At 71.9% G+C, this 14,522-nt stretch carries 11 protein-coding genes; 7 read left to right on the forward strand and 4 right to left on the reverse strand.

Translation table 11 applies throughout. The annotated features are described in order from the left end of the window. Positions 1-172 precede the first annotated feature (172 nt). On the reverse strand, positions 173-1,060 hold the full coding sequence (locus tag OG978_RS24810) for an esterase/lipase family protein (protein ID WP_326767300.1): 888 nt from the start codon (positions 1,058-1,060) through the stop codon (positions 173-175). Between the two features lie 363 nt (positions 1,061-1,423). Between OG978_RS24810 and OG978_RS24815 the strand changes: the two genes are divergently transcribed. Further along, entirely contained in the window at positions 1,424-1,837 is a 414-nt protein-coding gene (locus tag OG978_RS24815; protein WP_326767301.1) for a cobalamin B12-binding domain-containing protein, read from the forward strand. A gap of 81 nt (positions 1,838-1,918) precedes the next feature. Here OG978_RS24815 and OG978_RS24820 read toward each other — a convergent pair whose 3' ends face one another. Beyond that, entirely contained in the window at positions 1,919-3,511 is a 1,593-nt protein-coding gene (locus OG978_RS24820) for a DUF5691 domain-containing protein (RefSeq protein WP_326767302.1), read from the reverse strand. Between the two features lie 58 nt (positions 3,512-3,569). Next, positions 3,570-5,066 carry an SWIM zinc finger family protein gene (locus OG978_RS24825; RefSeq protein WP_326767303.1) on the reverse strand — a complete coding sequence of 499 codons (1,497 nt, stop codon included), beginning with the start codon at positions 5,064-5,066 and terminating at the stop codon, positions 3,570-3,572. Between the two features lie 133 nt (positions 5,067-5,199). Here OG978_RS24825 and OG978_RS24830 point away from each other — a divergent pair, with 133 nt between their 5' ends. The 6 genes from OG978_RS24830 to sucD all read left to right on the forward strand — a co-directional run bounded on the left by OG978_RS24830 (position 5,200) and on the right by sucD (position 13,005). Next, positions 5,200-5,655, forward strand: coding sequence for a hypothetical protein (locus OG978_RS24830; protein ID WP_326767304.1), 456 nt, complete (start codon positions 5,200-5,202; stop codon positions 5,653-5,655). Positions 5,656-5,766: 111 nt separating this feature from the next. After that, a complete protein-coding gene (locus tag OG978_RS24835; protein WP_326767305.1) occupies positions 5,767-6,879 on the forward strand; it encodes an ATP-binding protein in 1,113 nt (370 codons plus the stop codon). After that, entirely contained in the window at positions 6,876-9,398 is a 2,523-nt protein-coding gene (locus OG978_RS24840) for a DUF5682 family protein (protein ID WP_326767306.1), read from the forward strand. Before OG978_RS24835 ends, OG978_RS24840 begins: the two co-directional genes overlap by 4 nt. Further along, complete coding sequence (locus OG978_RS24845) at positions 9,395-10,651, forward strand: VWA domain-containing protein (RefSeq protein WP_326767307.1); 1,257 nt, start codon at positions 9,395-9,397, stop codon at positions 10,649-10,651. The genes OG978_RS24840 and OG978_RS24845 overlap by 4 nt, the downstream gene beginning before the upstream one ends. Positions 10,652-10,892: 241 nt before the next feature. Next, on the forward strand, positions 10,893-12,074 hold the full coding sequence (gene sucC / locus OG978_RS24850; protein WP_326767308.1) for an ADP-forming succinate--CoA ligase subunit beta: 1,182 nt from the start codon (positions 10,893-10,895) through the stop codon (positions 12,072-12,074). A gap of 46 nt (positions 12,075-12,120) precedes the next feature. Next, complete coding sequence (sucD, locus tag OG978_RS24855) at positions 12,121-13,005, forward strand: succinate--CoA ligase subunit alpha (RefSeq protein ID WP_326767309.1); 885 nt, start codon at positions 12,121-12,123, stop codon at positions 13,003-13,005. A 152-nt stretch (positions 13,006-13,157) separates the two neighbouring features. On the opposite strand, the gene OG978_RS24860 is transcribed toward sucD, so the two are convergent. Beyond that, positions 13,158-14,522, reverse strand: a complete 1,365-nt coding sequence (locus OG978_RS24860; RefSeq protein WP_326767310.1) for a helix-turn-helix domain-containing protein — start codon at positions 14,520-14,522, stop codon at positions 13,158-13,160.

The raw sequence follows: 14,522 nt of genomic DNA on the forward strand, positions 1-14,522 counted from the left end.
CTGTACCCGGCGGTACGTGACGCCGACAATCTTCGGCGGGCATGGGCGGCTCAGGAAACGGGCAATCGGCCGTCTTTCGACGAGCTGTGCACACAGCCTTGGCTCTATGTTCGAAACGCGTTCTATTTGCAGGGTCTCCGTCGACTCCGTCAGCCCTGCCGGCTCATGCGGCTCATGCGGCTCCTGAGGTTCCGGTGGTCCCGGTTGCTTCGATCGTCGGCTCGCGGGATTCCAGCGCCCGCCGGACCGCGGCGGCGACGGCCGGATGCACCGGCAGTGCGAGATGGCCGATCCCGGTGAGGCGTACGTTCTGCGCGTCGAGATCCGGATGGTCGATGCAGGCCGCCTCGGCCGGGACGATCACCCGGTCGAGCTCGCTCCAGAAGCTCACGAACCGGGTGCGGCAGCCGGGCGCGGGCCTGCGCAGCTCCTCGATCGGCGCGGACCCCGTACGTATCTGCCGCACGATGGGGTGGGCGCTCGCCAGCGGGGCGACCGCCGTGCCCCCGTGCGGTGTGCCGAGGGTGATCAGAGTGCGGACCCGCTGGTCACCACCCAGCCGCTGTACGTAGTAGCGGGCTATCAGGCCGCCCAGGCTGTGCCCGACGATGTCGACCTCGCGGTGTCCGGTGCGCGCGCAGATCTCCTCGACATGCCGCCCGAGCAACTCGGCCGCCGTCCGGATGTCGCAAGTCAGCGGTGAGTAGTTGAGCGATTCCAGGTGGTGCCAGCCGTGCCGGGCGAGGGAGCGGCGCAGCAGGACGAAGACGGAACGGTTGTCGATGAAGCCGTGCAGCAGGACTACAGGGGGTCGATCGTCACCCTCGGCGGGCAGGCCGGGCGCGCAGGCCGGGGCGGTGGCGCTGGGGGGTGCGGTGTGCGGTCCTGCCGGGCGTGGCGCGGCCCGCCGTTCCCCCGTGATGCCGGTGGGGTAGAGGACGACATGCCCGGCCAGAACCACCAGTTCCAGCGCGGTGGCCTTCAGCAGTGCGGAGGGCAGTCGGGCAGGGCGCGGGCACGGCCGGCGCAGCAGTAGGGGAAGAAAAGGCAGGACCTTCATGGCCGACCTCCTGCTTCGGCAAGCGGGGGAGGCGGCTCCGGCCCCGGATGCCCTCTCGCGGGGTGCCGTTACGGAGGTGCGGACGGCCGGATGGGCCGCCGGGCCGGGCAGGCCGGGCAGTCCGTACCACCGTGCCGCGCGGCTGACGGCGCGGTGGTACGGCGACCTCGTAGCGGCTCCCCAGGCGGCCGGTCCCGCACGGCGGTCTGCCGCATGATGCCGGGAACGGCGCCCGGTGAACATGTCCCACGTGTGATTTCCCCCTCCCCGTCCACCGCGAAACGACGGCTTGCGGGATGCTGTAGATAACGTTCGTTCACATCCCCGGCCCTTCAGGCACGGGAGAGGCATGTGGAGGCAGTGATGGGTGTGACCGGTCCGATCCGTGTGGTGGTGGCGAAGCCGGGCCTGGACGGCCATGATCGCGGGGCCAAGGTGATCGCCAGGGCGCTGCGTGATGCGGGTATGGAGGTCATCTACACCGGGCTCCACCAGACGCCCGAGCAGATCGTGGACACCGCGATCCAGGAGGACGCCGACGCGATCGGCCTCTCGATCCTCTCCGGTGCGCACAACACGCTCTTCGCCAAGGTGATCGAGCTGTTGAAGGAGCGCGATGCGGAGGACATCAAGGTCTTCGGCGGCGGCATCATCCCGGAGGCGGACATCGCGCCGCTGAAGGACCAGGGCGTCGCGGAGATCTTCACCCCGGGTGCCACGACGACGTCGATCGTCGACTGGGTCAACGCGAATGTCCGCCACCCCGCGGAAGCCTGAGCCTCCTCCTCGTAACCGGTCCTGGTCCCGGTCCTGGTCCCGCCCCGTCTCCGCGGGGCGGGGTGTCCGCTGTCGGTTCCGTCAGGCCGGGATCAGTTCCGAGTCCATCGACGCGCGCAGCCGCAACGTGGAGACCAGTCGTCGGAAGGCCTCGGACCAGTAGCCGTTCGCGCCCGGTGAGGCGTCCTCCGGTTCGTCCGGGGTGGTGGTGAGGACCTCCAGGCGGTCCGCCTCGGCCGGGTTCAGGCAGCGTTCGGCGAGGCCCATCACGCCGCTGAAGCTCCAGGGGTAGCTGCCCGCGTCCCGGGCGATGTCCAGGGCGTCGACGACCGCGCGGCCCAGCGGCTCGGCCCAGGGCGTCGGGCAGACCCCCAGGAGCTGGAAGGCCTCCGACAGCCCGTGCGCGGCGATGAAATCGGCCACCCAGCCGGCCCGTTCGGGCGCGGGGAGTATGCCGAGGAGCTTCGACCGTTCGGCGAGCGACGCCGTACCGGGGCCGTTCGACGGAGGGACGGAGGGGGCGCCGAGCAGCGCGCGGGCCCACTCGGGGTCCCGCTGCCGCACCGTTGCCCGGCACCATGCCGCGTGCAGTTCCTCGGCCCAGCCGTCCGCGACCGGAAGGCCGACGATCTCCCGCGCGGTGCGGCCGCCGAACCGCGTCGGCCAGGTGGTGAGCGGTGCCGCCTCCACCAACTGGCCGAGCCACCACGACCGTTCCCCGCGTCCGGACGGCGGCACCGCCACCACGCCGTCGCGCTCCATCGAGGCGTCGCATTCGTGCGGTGCCTCCACGGCGACCGAGGCTTCGTCGCCAATGAGGTCCGGGCTCACGCAGGACAGCGCGCGGGACGCCATCCGGCCGGCGAGCGCCGACTCCGGCAGCGCGGACAGCAGTTCGGCGGCCGTCGAGCGGACATTGCGACTGCGGTCGGAAAGCGCCTGTTCCAGGAAGGGCTCGTCCACCGCGGACAGCCCGGTGCGCAGCGAGTCGAGGAACATCAGCCGGTCCTCGGCCCGCTCGGTGGTCCATGTGGTCGCGAGCAGTACGAGCGCTTCGGCGGGATCGTGTGCCCGAACGGCCCCGAGCAGGGCGACCCGCTCGGCGAACAGACCCTCCTCCCACAGCCGGGTGACCGCTTCCGGATCCGTCGGGTCGGGCAGCAACGAGCCACCGGACGAATCGCGCAAGGCGAACTTCCACTCGGGGTTCAGCCCTGCCAGCCACAACCCGCGCGGCCCGGCGAAGGCCAGGGCCTGCGGCCGCAGGTCCGTACGGGCCCTGGCCGCGTCCAGCAGGGCCGGGAGCAGCGCGGCCGGGGCCCGGAAGCCTTGCTGATTGGCGGTGGCCAGCCACTGCGGGATCAGCTCCGTGAGATCGGGCGCCGTACCGCGTCGGCCGCCCGAGCCGCCCGATGCCGACCGGTCCGCCAGCAGTTGGGCGAGTCTGCGCCGCGCGGCCGGGGGCAGCGGTGGTCGCGGGTCGGCAGGCGCCGGCTCGGGCCGGGGGGCGGGGGAGGCGGGCAGGAGACCCGCCCTGCGCCGCACGGTGTGGAGGGCCGCCGCGTCCAGCAGGCCGGCCGGCCCGCCGTCTCCCCCCGCCGGGCGACGGTCCGTGCCGAGAAGCGCCGTGGTGACGAGCTCTTCCCAGGGTGCGGGTGTGATGGTGCCAGGCATGGGTCTCCCTTTGGATCCGATGAATCCGGTGAATCCGGTGAATCCGATGAATCCGACGTCAGATGAGCGGCACGGTCCCGGACGCCGCGTCGGCGCGGCCGCCCCTGGCATCGACTGCGTTTCCGACTTCGGCTCCGACCGCGGCTTCGGCCCCGGCCCCGGCCCCGACCCCGGTGCCGGAGTCGTCGCCGGACCCGGCGGACCAGGCCGCGAAGGGTTCGAAGCCGCGGTGGCCGCATTCACCGAAGACCGTGACCGGAGAGCCGCCGGAGAGCGCGACGAGCTTCCACAGTCCGGGCCGGGACAGAGCCGCCGGGGCGACGGGCAGAGCCGCATCGCCCGCCGCGTCCACCAGTTGCCAGCCGTCCCCGGACGGCACGGGTATGACGTCGCGCAGCGTCACCGGCCAGGCGTCCAGCCAGGGGTCCTCCCGCAGGGCGTGTCCGTACGCGCCGATCGCGGCGGCAGCCGTGTCACCCGGTGGCGGTGTGCCGGTCGGTGACGGCACACCGAACTGCCGGCCCAGCTCCGCCCGTAGCCGCCCGGCGCCCGGATAGGGAATGATCTCGGCGTCGATCGTGACGCCGACCGGCAGTGCCAGGCCGGGGGAGCGCCCGGCCGCTCCGAAGGAGAGCAGCAGCGCCGTGCGGCCCATTTCCCTCCCGTGCAGCCAGATGCGGCGCGCGACGATCTTGCCGTCCGGGGTGTCGTACTGGGCGAGGACCAGCCAGTGGTCGCGGACCGGCGGGCCCTCGGCGGGGGCCGTCAGCCCCACCCGGGTACGGACCGTGGCCGCCAGCGGCTCCGGCAGCCGGTCGATCCCCAGCCATGCGCTGTCCAGCAGATGCAGCAGCGCGCACTCCTCCAGCAGCCGCACCGGCCAGCCCGGACCGGACGCCGGAATGGATCCCAACTCCCGCACCCTCGCTGCCAGTCCGGGTGCCTGGGCGTCGACCATGCGGGCCGCCGTCTCCTCCCAGAGCCCGTACCCCGGCTGATCGGCCGCTGCCAGCCCCCCACGCAGCAGATCGGTCAGCCGCTCCTCCAGCTCCTGCGCGCCGCCGGTGATCCGCTCGGCCCGGCGCTCGGCCCGCCGCCGGGCGGCCTCCGGGTCGGCCGGGCCGGTGGCCGAGGCGCCATCCGCCCCTGCGCGCTTCTCCGCCTTCTCGGCCGACCGCTCGCGGCGGGGCGTCAGCCATTCACCGGCCCAGTCCGGCACCTCGCCCGCGGGCAGGGCCGATTCGCCCGACGCCCAGACCAGCAACAGACCCAGCGCGTGCTTGCACGGGAACTTCCGGCTGGGGCAACTGCACTTGTACGCGGGGCCGGTGATGTCGACCACCGTCCGGTACGGCTTGCTGCCGCTCCCCTTGCACTGTCCCCACACCGCACCCGAACCGTCGCACCCGCCGCCCGACCACGGGCCGGCCGAACCGAGCTTGCTCCCCGCCTTGCGTGACGCATCGTCAGGAGCGAGGGCCAGTACCTGCTCCACCGTCCAGCGCGCCACCGGGTCGGCGGCGTGCAAGGGTTCTCCCCCGTGAGATAGCAGCATGGGAACGACGGTAGAGCGCACCACTGACAATCGCTCTGACCTGCTGATTCATCGTCACGCACGCATCTTGACTTTACTCGGCCTTTGCGATTCTCTGCGATGAGACGACCTATGGATCCGGGGGGACCAACCGATGAATCACACCGTTCGCACCACCCGCAACGCCCGCAGCATCCGTAACCTCCGCACGGTCCGGACCGCCGTCTGCGCGGCCGTCGTACTCGGCCTCGGTACGGGCCTCGCCGCCTGCTCCGAGGCCGTCGATCAAGTGGACAAGGCCGTGGACGAGACGTACGAGGTCACCTACGAAGTCACCGGCACGGGCGTCGACGAGATCCAGTTCCACGGCGGCGGGGGCAAGGCCATGGAGCCGAAGATCGAGACGGTCGAGTCGCCCACCCTGCCCTGGCGGAAGACCGTCACGCTGCGCGGGATCATGCCGCCCGCGGTCATGCCGATCGCCGTCGACGCGGGCGGGGCCGACGTCTCCTGCTCGATCACGCACAAGGGCAAGGTCATCAAGGAGGCGAAGGGCGAGGGCATGCTCGCCGCGGGCGGCTGCGTGGCCGTCTCGCCGGTGACCGGCTGAACTCGCCGTCCGTGGCCGGTGGATCGGCCCTGACCTGCGGTCGGGGCCGATTGTCAGTGCCATGGTGCACGGTGGGAACCACATCGGGTCGACCGATCCGGAGGGGGATCCATGACCGTGTCCGAAACCACTGCCGCCGCCGGCGTACAGGCTCTCCGACCGCATGCCGAGGACGCCTTCGCCCATGAGCTGAAGGCCCTCGCAGCGGCCGACGACCGCCCGCGGCCCGCCCGTTGGAAGCTTTCCCCGTGGGCCGTCGCCACCTACCTGCTCGGTGGCACGCTGCCGGACGGCACCGTGATCACACCGAAGTACGTGGGCCCGCGCCGCCTCGTCGAAGTCGCCGTGACCACGCTCGCCACCGACCGGGCCCTGCTGCTCCTCGGCGTTCCGGGCACCGCCAAGACCTGGGTCTCCGAGCACCTCGCGGCAGCCGTCAGCGGCGATTCGACGCTGCTCGTCCAGGGCACGGCGGGCACTCCCGAAGAGGCCGTCCGCTACGGCTGGAACTACGCGCAGCTGCTCGCGCACGGGCCCAGCCGCGACGCCCTGGTGCCCAGCCCGCTCATGCGCGCCATGTCCGACGGCATGACCGCGCGGATCGAGGAACTCACCCGCATCCCCGCCGATGTGCAGGACTCGCTCATCACGATCCTGTCGGAGAAGACGCTCCCCGTCCCCGAACTGGGGCAGGAGGTCCAGGCGGTCCGCGGGTTCAATGTCATCGCCACCGCCAACGACCGCGACCGCGGGGTCAACGAGCTGTCCAGCGCCTTGCGCCGCCGGTTCAACACCGTCGTGCTCCCGTTGCCGGCCACCCCCGACGCCGAGGTCGACATCGTGTCCCGGCGCGTCGACCAGATCGGCCGCTCGCTCGACCTCCCGGCCGCACCGGACGGCATGGCCGAGATCCGACGCGTCGTCACGGTCTTCCGCGAATTGCGCGACGGAGTCACCTCCGACGGCCGCACCAAGCTCAAGTCCCCCTCGGGGACGCTGTCGACGGCCGAGGCGATCTCCGTCGTCACCAACGGCCTGGCCCTGGCCGCGCACTTCGGCGACGGGGTACTGCGCCCCGGCGATGTGGCGGCAGGCATCCTCGGCGCGGTCGTCCGGGACCCCGCGGCCGACCGGGTGGTCTGGCAGGAGTATCTGGAGACGGTCGTCCGGGAGCGGGACGGGTGGAAGGACTTCTACCGCGCCTGCCGCGAGGTATCCGCATGACCCGGGCCGAGCGTCCCGCGGGACCGCTGCTGCTGGGGGTGCGGCACCACGGACCGGGCTCGGCCCGGGCCGTCCGCGCGGCGCTGGATGCCGCCTGCCCGCGGGCCGTGCTCGTCGAAGGGCCCCCGGAGGCCGACGCGCTGCTGCCGCTGGCCGCCGACGAGGGGATGCGGCCGCCGGTCGCGCTGCTCGCCCATGCCGTCGACGACCCGGGGCAGGCGGCGTTCTGGCCGCTGGCCGCGTTCTCTCCCGAATGGGTCGCGATCCGCTGGGCCCTCGAGCACGGAGTTCCGGCCCGGTTCATCGACCTGCCCGCGGCGAATTCCCTGGCCATGGCGCAGGCCGCGGAACGCGAAGCGGACAGCGGCGAGAACGAGAACGAGAACGGGAACGGGAACGGGAACGGGAACGGAGAAGGGAACGGAGAAGGGAACGGGGAAGGGGGAGACGGGACGGACGGGGGAGTTGGGGACGCCGGGGCAGGCGGCTCGACCGCGCGGGCCCCGATCGACCCCATCGGCGTGCTCGCCGGGACAGCGGGCTACGACGACCCGGAGCGCTGGTGGGAGGACGTCGTCGAACACCGCACCCGGGACGGCGAAGCCGTCGACCCACGGGCACCGTTCGCCGCGCTCGCCGAGGCGATGACCGCCCTGCGCGAGGTGTACGGAGACGGCGGCCACCCCCGTGACGCCGTCCGTGAGGCCCACATGCGCATCCAGCTGCGCAAGGCCGGCAAGGAGTTCGGAGACGACATCGCGGTCGTCTGCGGTGCCTGGCACGTGCCCGCGCTCGGCACCAGGACCACACTCGCCGCCGACCGCGCCCTGCTCAAGGGACTGCCCAAGGTCAAGGCCGAGCTGACCTGGGTGCCCTGGTCGCACCGGCGGCTCGCCCGGCACAGCGGTTACGGGGCGGGCATCGACTCGCCCGGCTGGTACGGACACCTCTTCGACGCCCCGGACCGCCCCATCGAGCGGTGGATGACCAAGGTCGCCGGACTCATGCGCGACGAGGACCGGTTCGTATCGTCCGCCCACGTCATCGAGGCCGTCCGGCTCGCCGAGACCCTGGCCGCCATGCGTGGCCGCCCCCTCGCCGGACTGGGCGAGACGACCGACGCGATCCGCGCCGTGATGTGCGAAGGCTCCGAAGTGCCGCTCGCACTCGTCCAGGACCGGCTGATCATCGGCGAGACCCTCGGCCAGGTGCCGGACACCGCCCCCGCCGTACCCCTGCAGCGCGATCTCACCCGTCAGCAGCGCACGCTCCGGCTCAAACCGGAGGCGCAGGAGCGGGAGCTGGAGCTCGACCTGCGCAAGGACAACGACGCGGCCCGCAGCAGACTGCTCCACCGCCTGCGCGTCCTCGCCGTCGGATGGGGCGAGCCCGCCGCCGGCCGGGCGAGCACCGGCACCTTCCGGGAGAGCTGGCGGCTGCACTGGGAGCCCGAGCTGTACGTACAGGTCGCGGAGGCCGGGACCTGGGGCACCACCGTGCTCTCCGCGGCGACCGCCAAGGCCGAGTCCCAGGCGGCTTCGGCGACCGCGCTCGCCGAGGTCACGGCGCTCGCCGAGCAGTGCCTCCTGGCCGAACTGCCCGACGCGCTCCCCGTCGTGATGCGGGCCCTCGCCGACCGCGCCGCGCTCGACGCCGATGTCGGTCATCTCGCCGACGCCCTGCCCGCGCTGGCCCGCACCCTGCGCTACGGCGACGTGCGGTCCACGGACACCGCGGCACTCGGCGAGGTCGCGGCCGGGCTCGCCGAGCGGATCTGCGTCGGACTGCCACCCGCCTGCACCGGGCTCGACGCCGACGGCGCCGCCGAACTGCGCGGCCGGGTGGACGGCATCCACACCGCGATCGGACTGCTCACCGGGGCCGCACCGGTGAACGTCGGCATGGACGCGGACGGGCTGCGCGAGCGCTGGACAGCCGTACTGCACAAGCTCGCCGCCCGGGACACGGTCGCGGGCGTCATCCGGGGGCGCGCGACCCGCCTGCTGCTCGACGAAGGCCGGCTCGCGGAGGACGACGCGGCACGGCTGATGGGCCTGGCCCTCTCGCCCGGCACGCCCCCGGCCGACGCCGCTGCGTGGATCGAGGGGTTCGTCGGCGGAGCCTCGGGCGGAGGCATGCTGCTCGTCCACGACGAGCGGCTGCTCGGCCTGGTCGACGCGTGGCTCACCGGGGTGCCCGCCGACCTCTTCGCCGATGTGCTGCCACTGCTGCGACGCACGTTCTCGGCGTACGAAGCGGGTGTACGGCGCACCCTGGGCGAGCTGGTGAGGCGGGGCCCGGCCGCCGGGGGAGCGGCAGCCACCGGTACCGGCACGGAGTCCGGGACGACGGCACCCGGATTCGCCCCGGGACTGGACGAGGCCCGGGCCGACGCGGTCGAGCCGGTGCTGCGCCTGCTGCTCGGACTGGACAACGACCTGGCCCCGGACGGCGACGCCGAGTTCGGGCGGACCGGGAGAGCAGCGAACGTCAAGGAACCGCTGGGGGCAACGGGATGACCACGGACACGACCGGCACCACGCCGCACACGTCGCACCCGCCGCACACACCGCCGCCCGGCCCGGCGGACACCCGCCCGGCGCACACCGGCCCGGCGGACGACGAGCGGTTGCGACGGTGGCGGCTGGTCCTGGGCGGGGACAGCGCCGAGAGCACCGGCTGCACCCTCACCGGGCGCGACGCCGCGATGGACGGCGCGCTGACCGCGCTGTACGGCGACGGAGGCAAGCCCGGCGGCCGGGGCAGGAACAGCCGCTCGGCCGGACTCGGGGCCTCCGCCCCCTCCGTGGCCCGCTGGCTCGGCGACATCCGCACGTACTTCCCCACTTCCGTCGTCCAGGTCATGCAGCGTGACGCGATCGACCGGCTCGGTCTCGCCGCATTGCTCCTCGAACCGGAGATGCTGGAAGCGGTCGAGGCCGACGTCCATCTCGTGGGCACGCTCCTCTCGCTCAACAAGGCCATGCCCGAGACGACGAAGGAGACCGCGAGAGCGGTCGTGCGCAAGGTCGTCGAGGACCTGGAGAAGCGGCTCGCCACCCGCACCCGGGCCACACTCACCGGCGCGCTGGACCGCTCGGCGAAGATCGACCGTCCCCGTCACCACGACATCGACTGGGACCGCACCATCCGGGCCAACCTCAAGAACTACCTCCCCGAGTACGGCACCGTCGTCCCCGAACGGCTTATTGGTTACGGGCGGGCCGCGCAGTCCGTGAAGAAGGACGTGATCCTCTGCATCGACCAGTCGGGATCGATGGCCGCCTCCGTCGTCTACGCCTCCGTCTTCGGCGCGGTACTCGCGTCCATGCGCACCCTGCGGACCAGGCTCGTCGTCTTCGACACAGCGGTGGTCGACCTCACCGACCGGCTCGACGACCCCGTGGACGTACTCTTCGGCACCCAGCTCGGCGGCGGCACCGACATCAACCGCGCACTCGCCTACTGCCAGTCGAGGATCACCCGCCCCGCCGACACCGTGGTCGTACTCATCAGCGACCTCTACGAGGGCGGAATACGCAACGAGATGCTGAAGCGGGTCGCCGCGATGAAGGCCTCCGGCGTGCAGTTCGTGACGCTGCTCGCGCTGTCCGACGAGGGGGCGCCCGCCTACGACCGCGACCATGCGGCGGCACTCGGAGCCCTGGGCGCACCGGCCTTCGCGTGCACCCCGGACCTCTTCCCGGAGGTGATGGCAGCGGCCATCGAGAAGCGGCCGCTTCCCGTGCCGGACAAGGAGACCCACCGGTGACACGGTGCCCTTCTGTCCACTGCGGCACGGCCACCGGCGTGATCTGTGACCGTAATCACCGCTCAGGTGTGATCTCTGATTTAGGGTCCTGCGGACCACGGGGATAACCTGCGAGATGGACATGCCGCGTACTCGGGGTCACCGTGTTCGCCTTCCTAGTGACAGAGCAGTCACGTTGCCCCTCGCGGCACGCCCACGCAGAAAACCAACCGCGAGACCATTGATTAAGGGACGGACGCGCGTGGACCTGTTCGAGTACCAGGCGAGGGACCTCTTCGCCAAGCACGGTGTACCGGTGCTGGCCGGTGAAGTCATCGACACGCCTGAGGCAGCCCGCGAGGCGACCGAGCGGCTGGGCGGCAAGTCGGTCGTCAAGGCGCAGGTGAAGGTCGGTGGCCGCGGCAAGGCCGGTGGCGTCAAGCTGGCCGCCACCCCCGACGAGGCGGTCGCCCGCGCGACCGACATCCTCGGCATGGACATCAAGGGCCACACGGTCCACAAGGTGATGATCGCCGAGACCGCGCCGGAGATCCTTGAGGAGTACTACGTCTCGTACCTCCTCGACCGCACCAACCGCACCTTCCTGGCCATGGCCTCGGTGCAGGGCGGCATGGACATCGAGGAGGTCGCGGAGAAGACCCCCGAGGCCCTCGCGAAGGTCCCGGTCAACGCCGTCGACGGCGTCGACATCGAGAAGGCCCGCGAGATCGTCGCCCAGGCGAAGTTCCCGGCCGAGGTCGCCGAGAAGGTCGCCGAGGTCCTGGTGACGCTGTGGGACACCTTCGTCGCCGAGGACGCGCTCCTCGTCGAGGTGAACCCGCTCGCCAAGGTCGCCTCCGGCGACATCATCGCGCTGGACGGCAAGGTGTCTCTCGACGAGAACGCCGACTTCCGTCAGCCCGAGCACGAGGCGCTCGAGGACAAGGCCGCAGCCAACCCGCTCGAGGCTGCCGCCAAGGCCAAGAACCTCAACTACGTCAAGCTCGACGGCGAGGTCGGCATCATCGGTAACGGTGCCGGTCTGGTCATGTCGACGCTGGACGTCGTCGCGTACGCCGGTGAGAACCACGGCAACGTGAAGCCCGCCAACTTCCTCGACATCGGTGGCGGCGCCTCCGCCGAGGTCATGGCGAACGGCCTGGAGATCATCCTCGGCGACCCGGACGTCAAGTCCGTCTTCGTCAACGTCTTCGGTGGCATCACCGCGTGCGACGAGGTCGCCAACGGCATCGTCCAGGCGCTTGCGCTGCTCAAGTCCAAGGGCGAGGAAGTCACCAAGCCGCTGGTCGTGCGCCTCGACGGCAACAACGCGGAGCTGGGTCGCAAGATCCTTTCCGACGCAAACCACCCGCTGGTTCAGCGGGTGGACACCATGGACGGCGCGGCCGACAAGGCCGCCGAGCTCGCCGCGGCTGCGCTGTGACGTTGCGCGTCTCCGACACGACAAGGGACTAAGGGACTCCAACACCATGGCAATCTTCCTCACCAAGGACAGCAAGGTCATCGTCCAGGGGATGACCGGTGCCACCGGCATGAAGCACACCAAGCTCATGCTCGCCGACGGCACCAACATCGTCGGTGGCGTGAACCCGCGCAAGGCCGGCACCTCCGTCGACATCGACGGCACCGAGGTACCGGTCTTCGGCTCCGTCGCCGAGGCGATGGAGAAGACCGGCGCGGACGTGTCCGTCCTCTTCGTGCCGCCGGCCTTCGCGAAGGCCGCCGTCGTCGAGGCGATCGACGCCGAGATCCCCCTCGCCGTCGTCATCACCGAGGGCATCGCCGTCCACGACTCCGCCGCCTTCTGGGCGTACGCGAGCTCGAAGGGCAACAAGACCCGGATCATCGGCCCGAACTGCCCCGGCCTGATCACCCCCGGTCAGTCCAACGCCGGCATCATCCCGGGCGACATCACCAAGCCCGGCCGCATCGGTCTCGTGTCCAAGTCCGGCACGCTGACCTACCAGATGATGTACGAGCTCCGTGACATCGGCTTCTCGTCCGCCGTCGGCATCGGTGGCGACCCGGTCATCGGTACGACGCACATCGACGCCCTCGCGGCGTTCGAGGCCGACCCCGAGACCGACCTGATCGTGATGATCGGCGAGATCGGTGGCGACGCCGAGGAGCGTGCGGCCGACTTCATCAAGGCCAACGTCACCAAGCCGGTCGTCGGTTACGTCGCGGGCTTCACCGCCCCCGAGGGCAAGACCATGGGCCACGCCGGCGCCATCGTCTCCGGCTCCTCCGGCACCGCCCAGGCGAAGAAGGAGGCCCTTGAGGCCGCCGGTGTCAAGGTCGGCAAGACGCCCACCGAGACCGCCAAGCTGGCTCGCGAGATCCTCGGCGCCTGATCGCTTCACCGCATCGGAGCGGCACCGCAGGACAGCAGCACCGCAGTATCGCGTCACCGCACAGACGGCGCGGGTCCGTACCCGATCAGGGGTACGGACCCGCGCCGTTTCCGTATCGCCACACCGCCCGTGCGGCGGGCCGGCCGCTTCGTTCAGCCGGCCCCGGGGATCAGCCGTGCCGGACCCTGTACGAGCTCGCCGTGGAGCTTCTTCTGCAGCTTCAGGTCCTGCGGCGTCAGCTTCTGCGCACCGCCACGCGGCGGCACCCCGCCGACCCGCTGGGCGGGTGACTCCGGGGTTTCGTACCGCGTCGGGGCCGTCGCCAGCGTGATCAGCGTCAGGCCGATGATCAGCACCGTGAAGGAGATGGCCGCTCTGGTCCACAGCTGGGCCCTGCGCTCGCTGTCCGTGCGGATCGCGCCGGGCGAGGGGAGCGAGTCGGAGGGCTGGGCCAGGGCGAGCGCGCCGATCCGCTCGTGCAGGAGCGCCGACTGCCCGTTGGGCGACGAGGGCTCCGCCAGTTCGGGCAGCCGCTCGGCGACCGCGGCGCGGGCGTTCATCAGCCTGCCCGCCGCCGCCGGGGTGCTCGCCTCCGTCTCCGCCGCCGTCTCCGGCAGATCCAGGCCGACACCGTCGTAGAGCAGCAGGGTGCGGCGGTACGACGGCGGCAGTTCGAGCAGCGCGTCGAGCAGGGCGCGCGGACCGGGTTCGGCCGGCGGCGGGTCGAGCCGGCGGTGGGCTCGGCGCAGGCGGTGCCACGGCGACATGGCGTACTCGTACGCGGCTGCCCGAACCCAGCCCACCGGGTCCCGGTCCACCGCGACCTCGGGCCAGCGCTCCCAGGCCAGCGCGAAGGCCCGCCCGACGGACTCCCGGGAGAGGCCCCGGCGCCCGGTCAGCAGAAACGTCTGCCGGAAGAGGGCGTCGGCGGAGTGCTTGTAGAGGGCGTCGAATGCCTCGGCGGGGGTGGGCCCGGCGGCTTGGGCCGCGGGGGCCGAGTCGGGCATCGCCGATGCGCCATTGGAGGCAGGGGCCGCCGGGGCTTCCGGTGCGACACGCGTGACGGATGCGCCGGGCGGGTCGGGGGTGGTACCGGGCTCGATCGGGGCCATGGCGGTGCTCCCGGTGGCTTCGACGGGGTTCGGCGGACGCGACGGCGGTTTCGTGGACGTCACCGGCTTGGACAGCCTCGCGACCGTCGTCGGCGTCGCCGGGCGGGCCGCACGTTTGACGGCGGCCCTCGGCCGGGTGTTCGGGGCGGCCGGTTTGGTCCGGGCACTCGGTGGTGTGGCCTGCGGGCTCGGCCGGCCGCCGTTGATCAGCCTGGCGTATGCCGCACGTTTTCGCCCCCGGGGCGTGGTGCGGCCGGTCTCCCAGGACCGGACCGTGGCGCGGGTGACGCCCATCGCCGTCGCGACCTGCTCTTCACTCAGTGACTTCGCCTCACGCAGCCTGCGTCGCTCCTTGGGGGAAGGGAGCGGATGTGCAGAGGCCGTATCGCTTGAGCTCTGCGTCAT

The sequence above is a fragment of the Streptomyces sp. NBC_01591 genome (assembly GCF_035918155.1).
In the GTDB taxonomy this organism is placed as follows: domain Bacteria; phylum Actinomycetota; class Actinomycetes; order Streptomycetales; family Streptomycetaceae; genus Streptomyces.

Coding starts and splice junctions, on each gene's coding strand:
- OG978_RS24810 (WP_326767300.1), bottom strand. CDS start 1,060: ATGAAGGTCCTGCCTTTTCTTCCCCTACTGCTGCGCCGGCCGTGCCCG.
- OG978_RS24815 (WP_326767301.1), top strand. CDS start 1,424: ATGGGTGTGACCGGTCCGATCCGTGTGGTGGTGGCGAAGCCGGGCCTG.
- OG978_RS24820 (WP_326767302.1), bottom strand. CDS start 3,511: ATGCCTGGCACCATCACACCCGCACCCTGGGAAGAGCTCGTCACCACG.
- OG978_RS24825 (WP_326767303.1), bottom strand. CDS start 5,066: ATGCTGCTATCTCACGGGGGAGAACCCTTGCACGCCGCCGACCCGGTG.
- OG978_RS24830 (WP_326767304.1), top strand. CDS start 5,200: ATGAATCACACCGTTCGCACCACCCGCAACGCCCGCAGCATCCGTAAC.
- OG978_RS24835 (WP_326767305.1), top strand. CDS start 5,767: ATGACCGTGTCCGAAACCACTGCCGCCGCCGGCGTACAGGCTCTCCGA.
- OG978_RS24840 (WP_326767306.1), top strand. CDS start 6,876: ATGACCCGGGCCGAGCGTCCCGCGGGACCGCTGCTGCTGGGGGTGCGG.
- OG978_RS24845 (WP_326767307.1), top strand. CDS start 9,395: ATGACCACGGACACGACCGGCACCACGCCGCACACGTCGCACCCGCCG.
- sucD (WP_326767309.1), top strand. CDS start 12,121: ATGGCAATCTTCCTCACCAAGGACAGCAAGGTCATCGTCCAGGGGATG.
- OG978_RS24860 (WP_326767310.1), bottom strand. CDS start 14,522: ATGACGCAGAGCTCAAGCGATACGGCCTCTGCACATCCGCTCCCTTCC.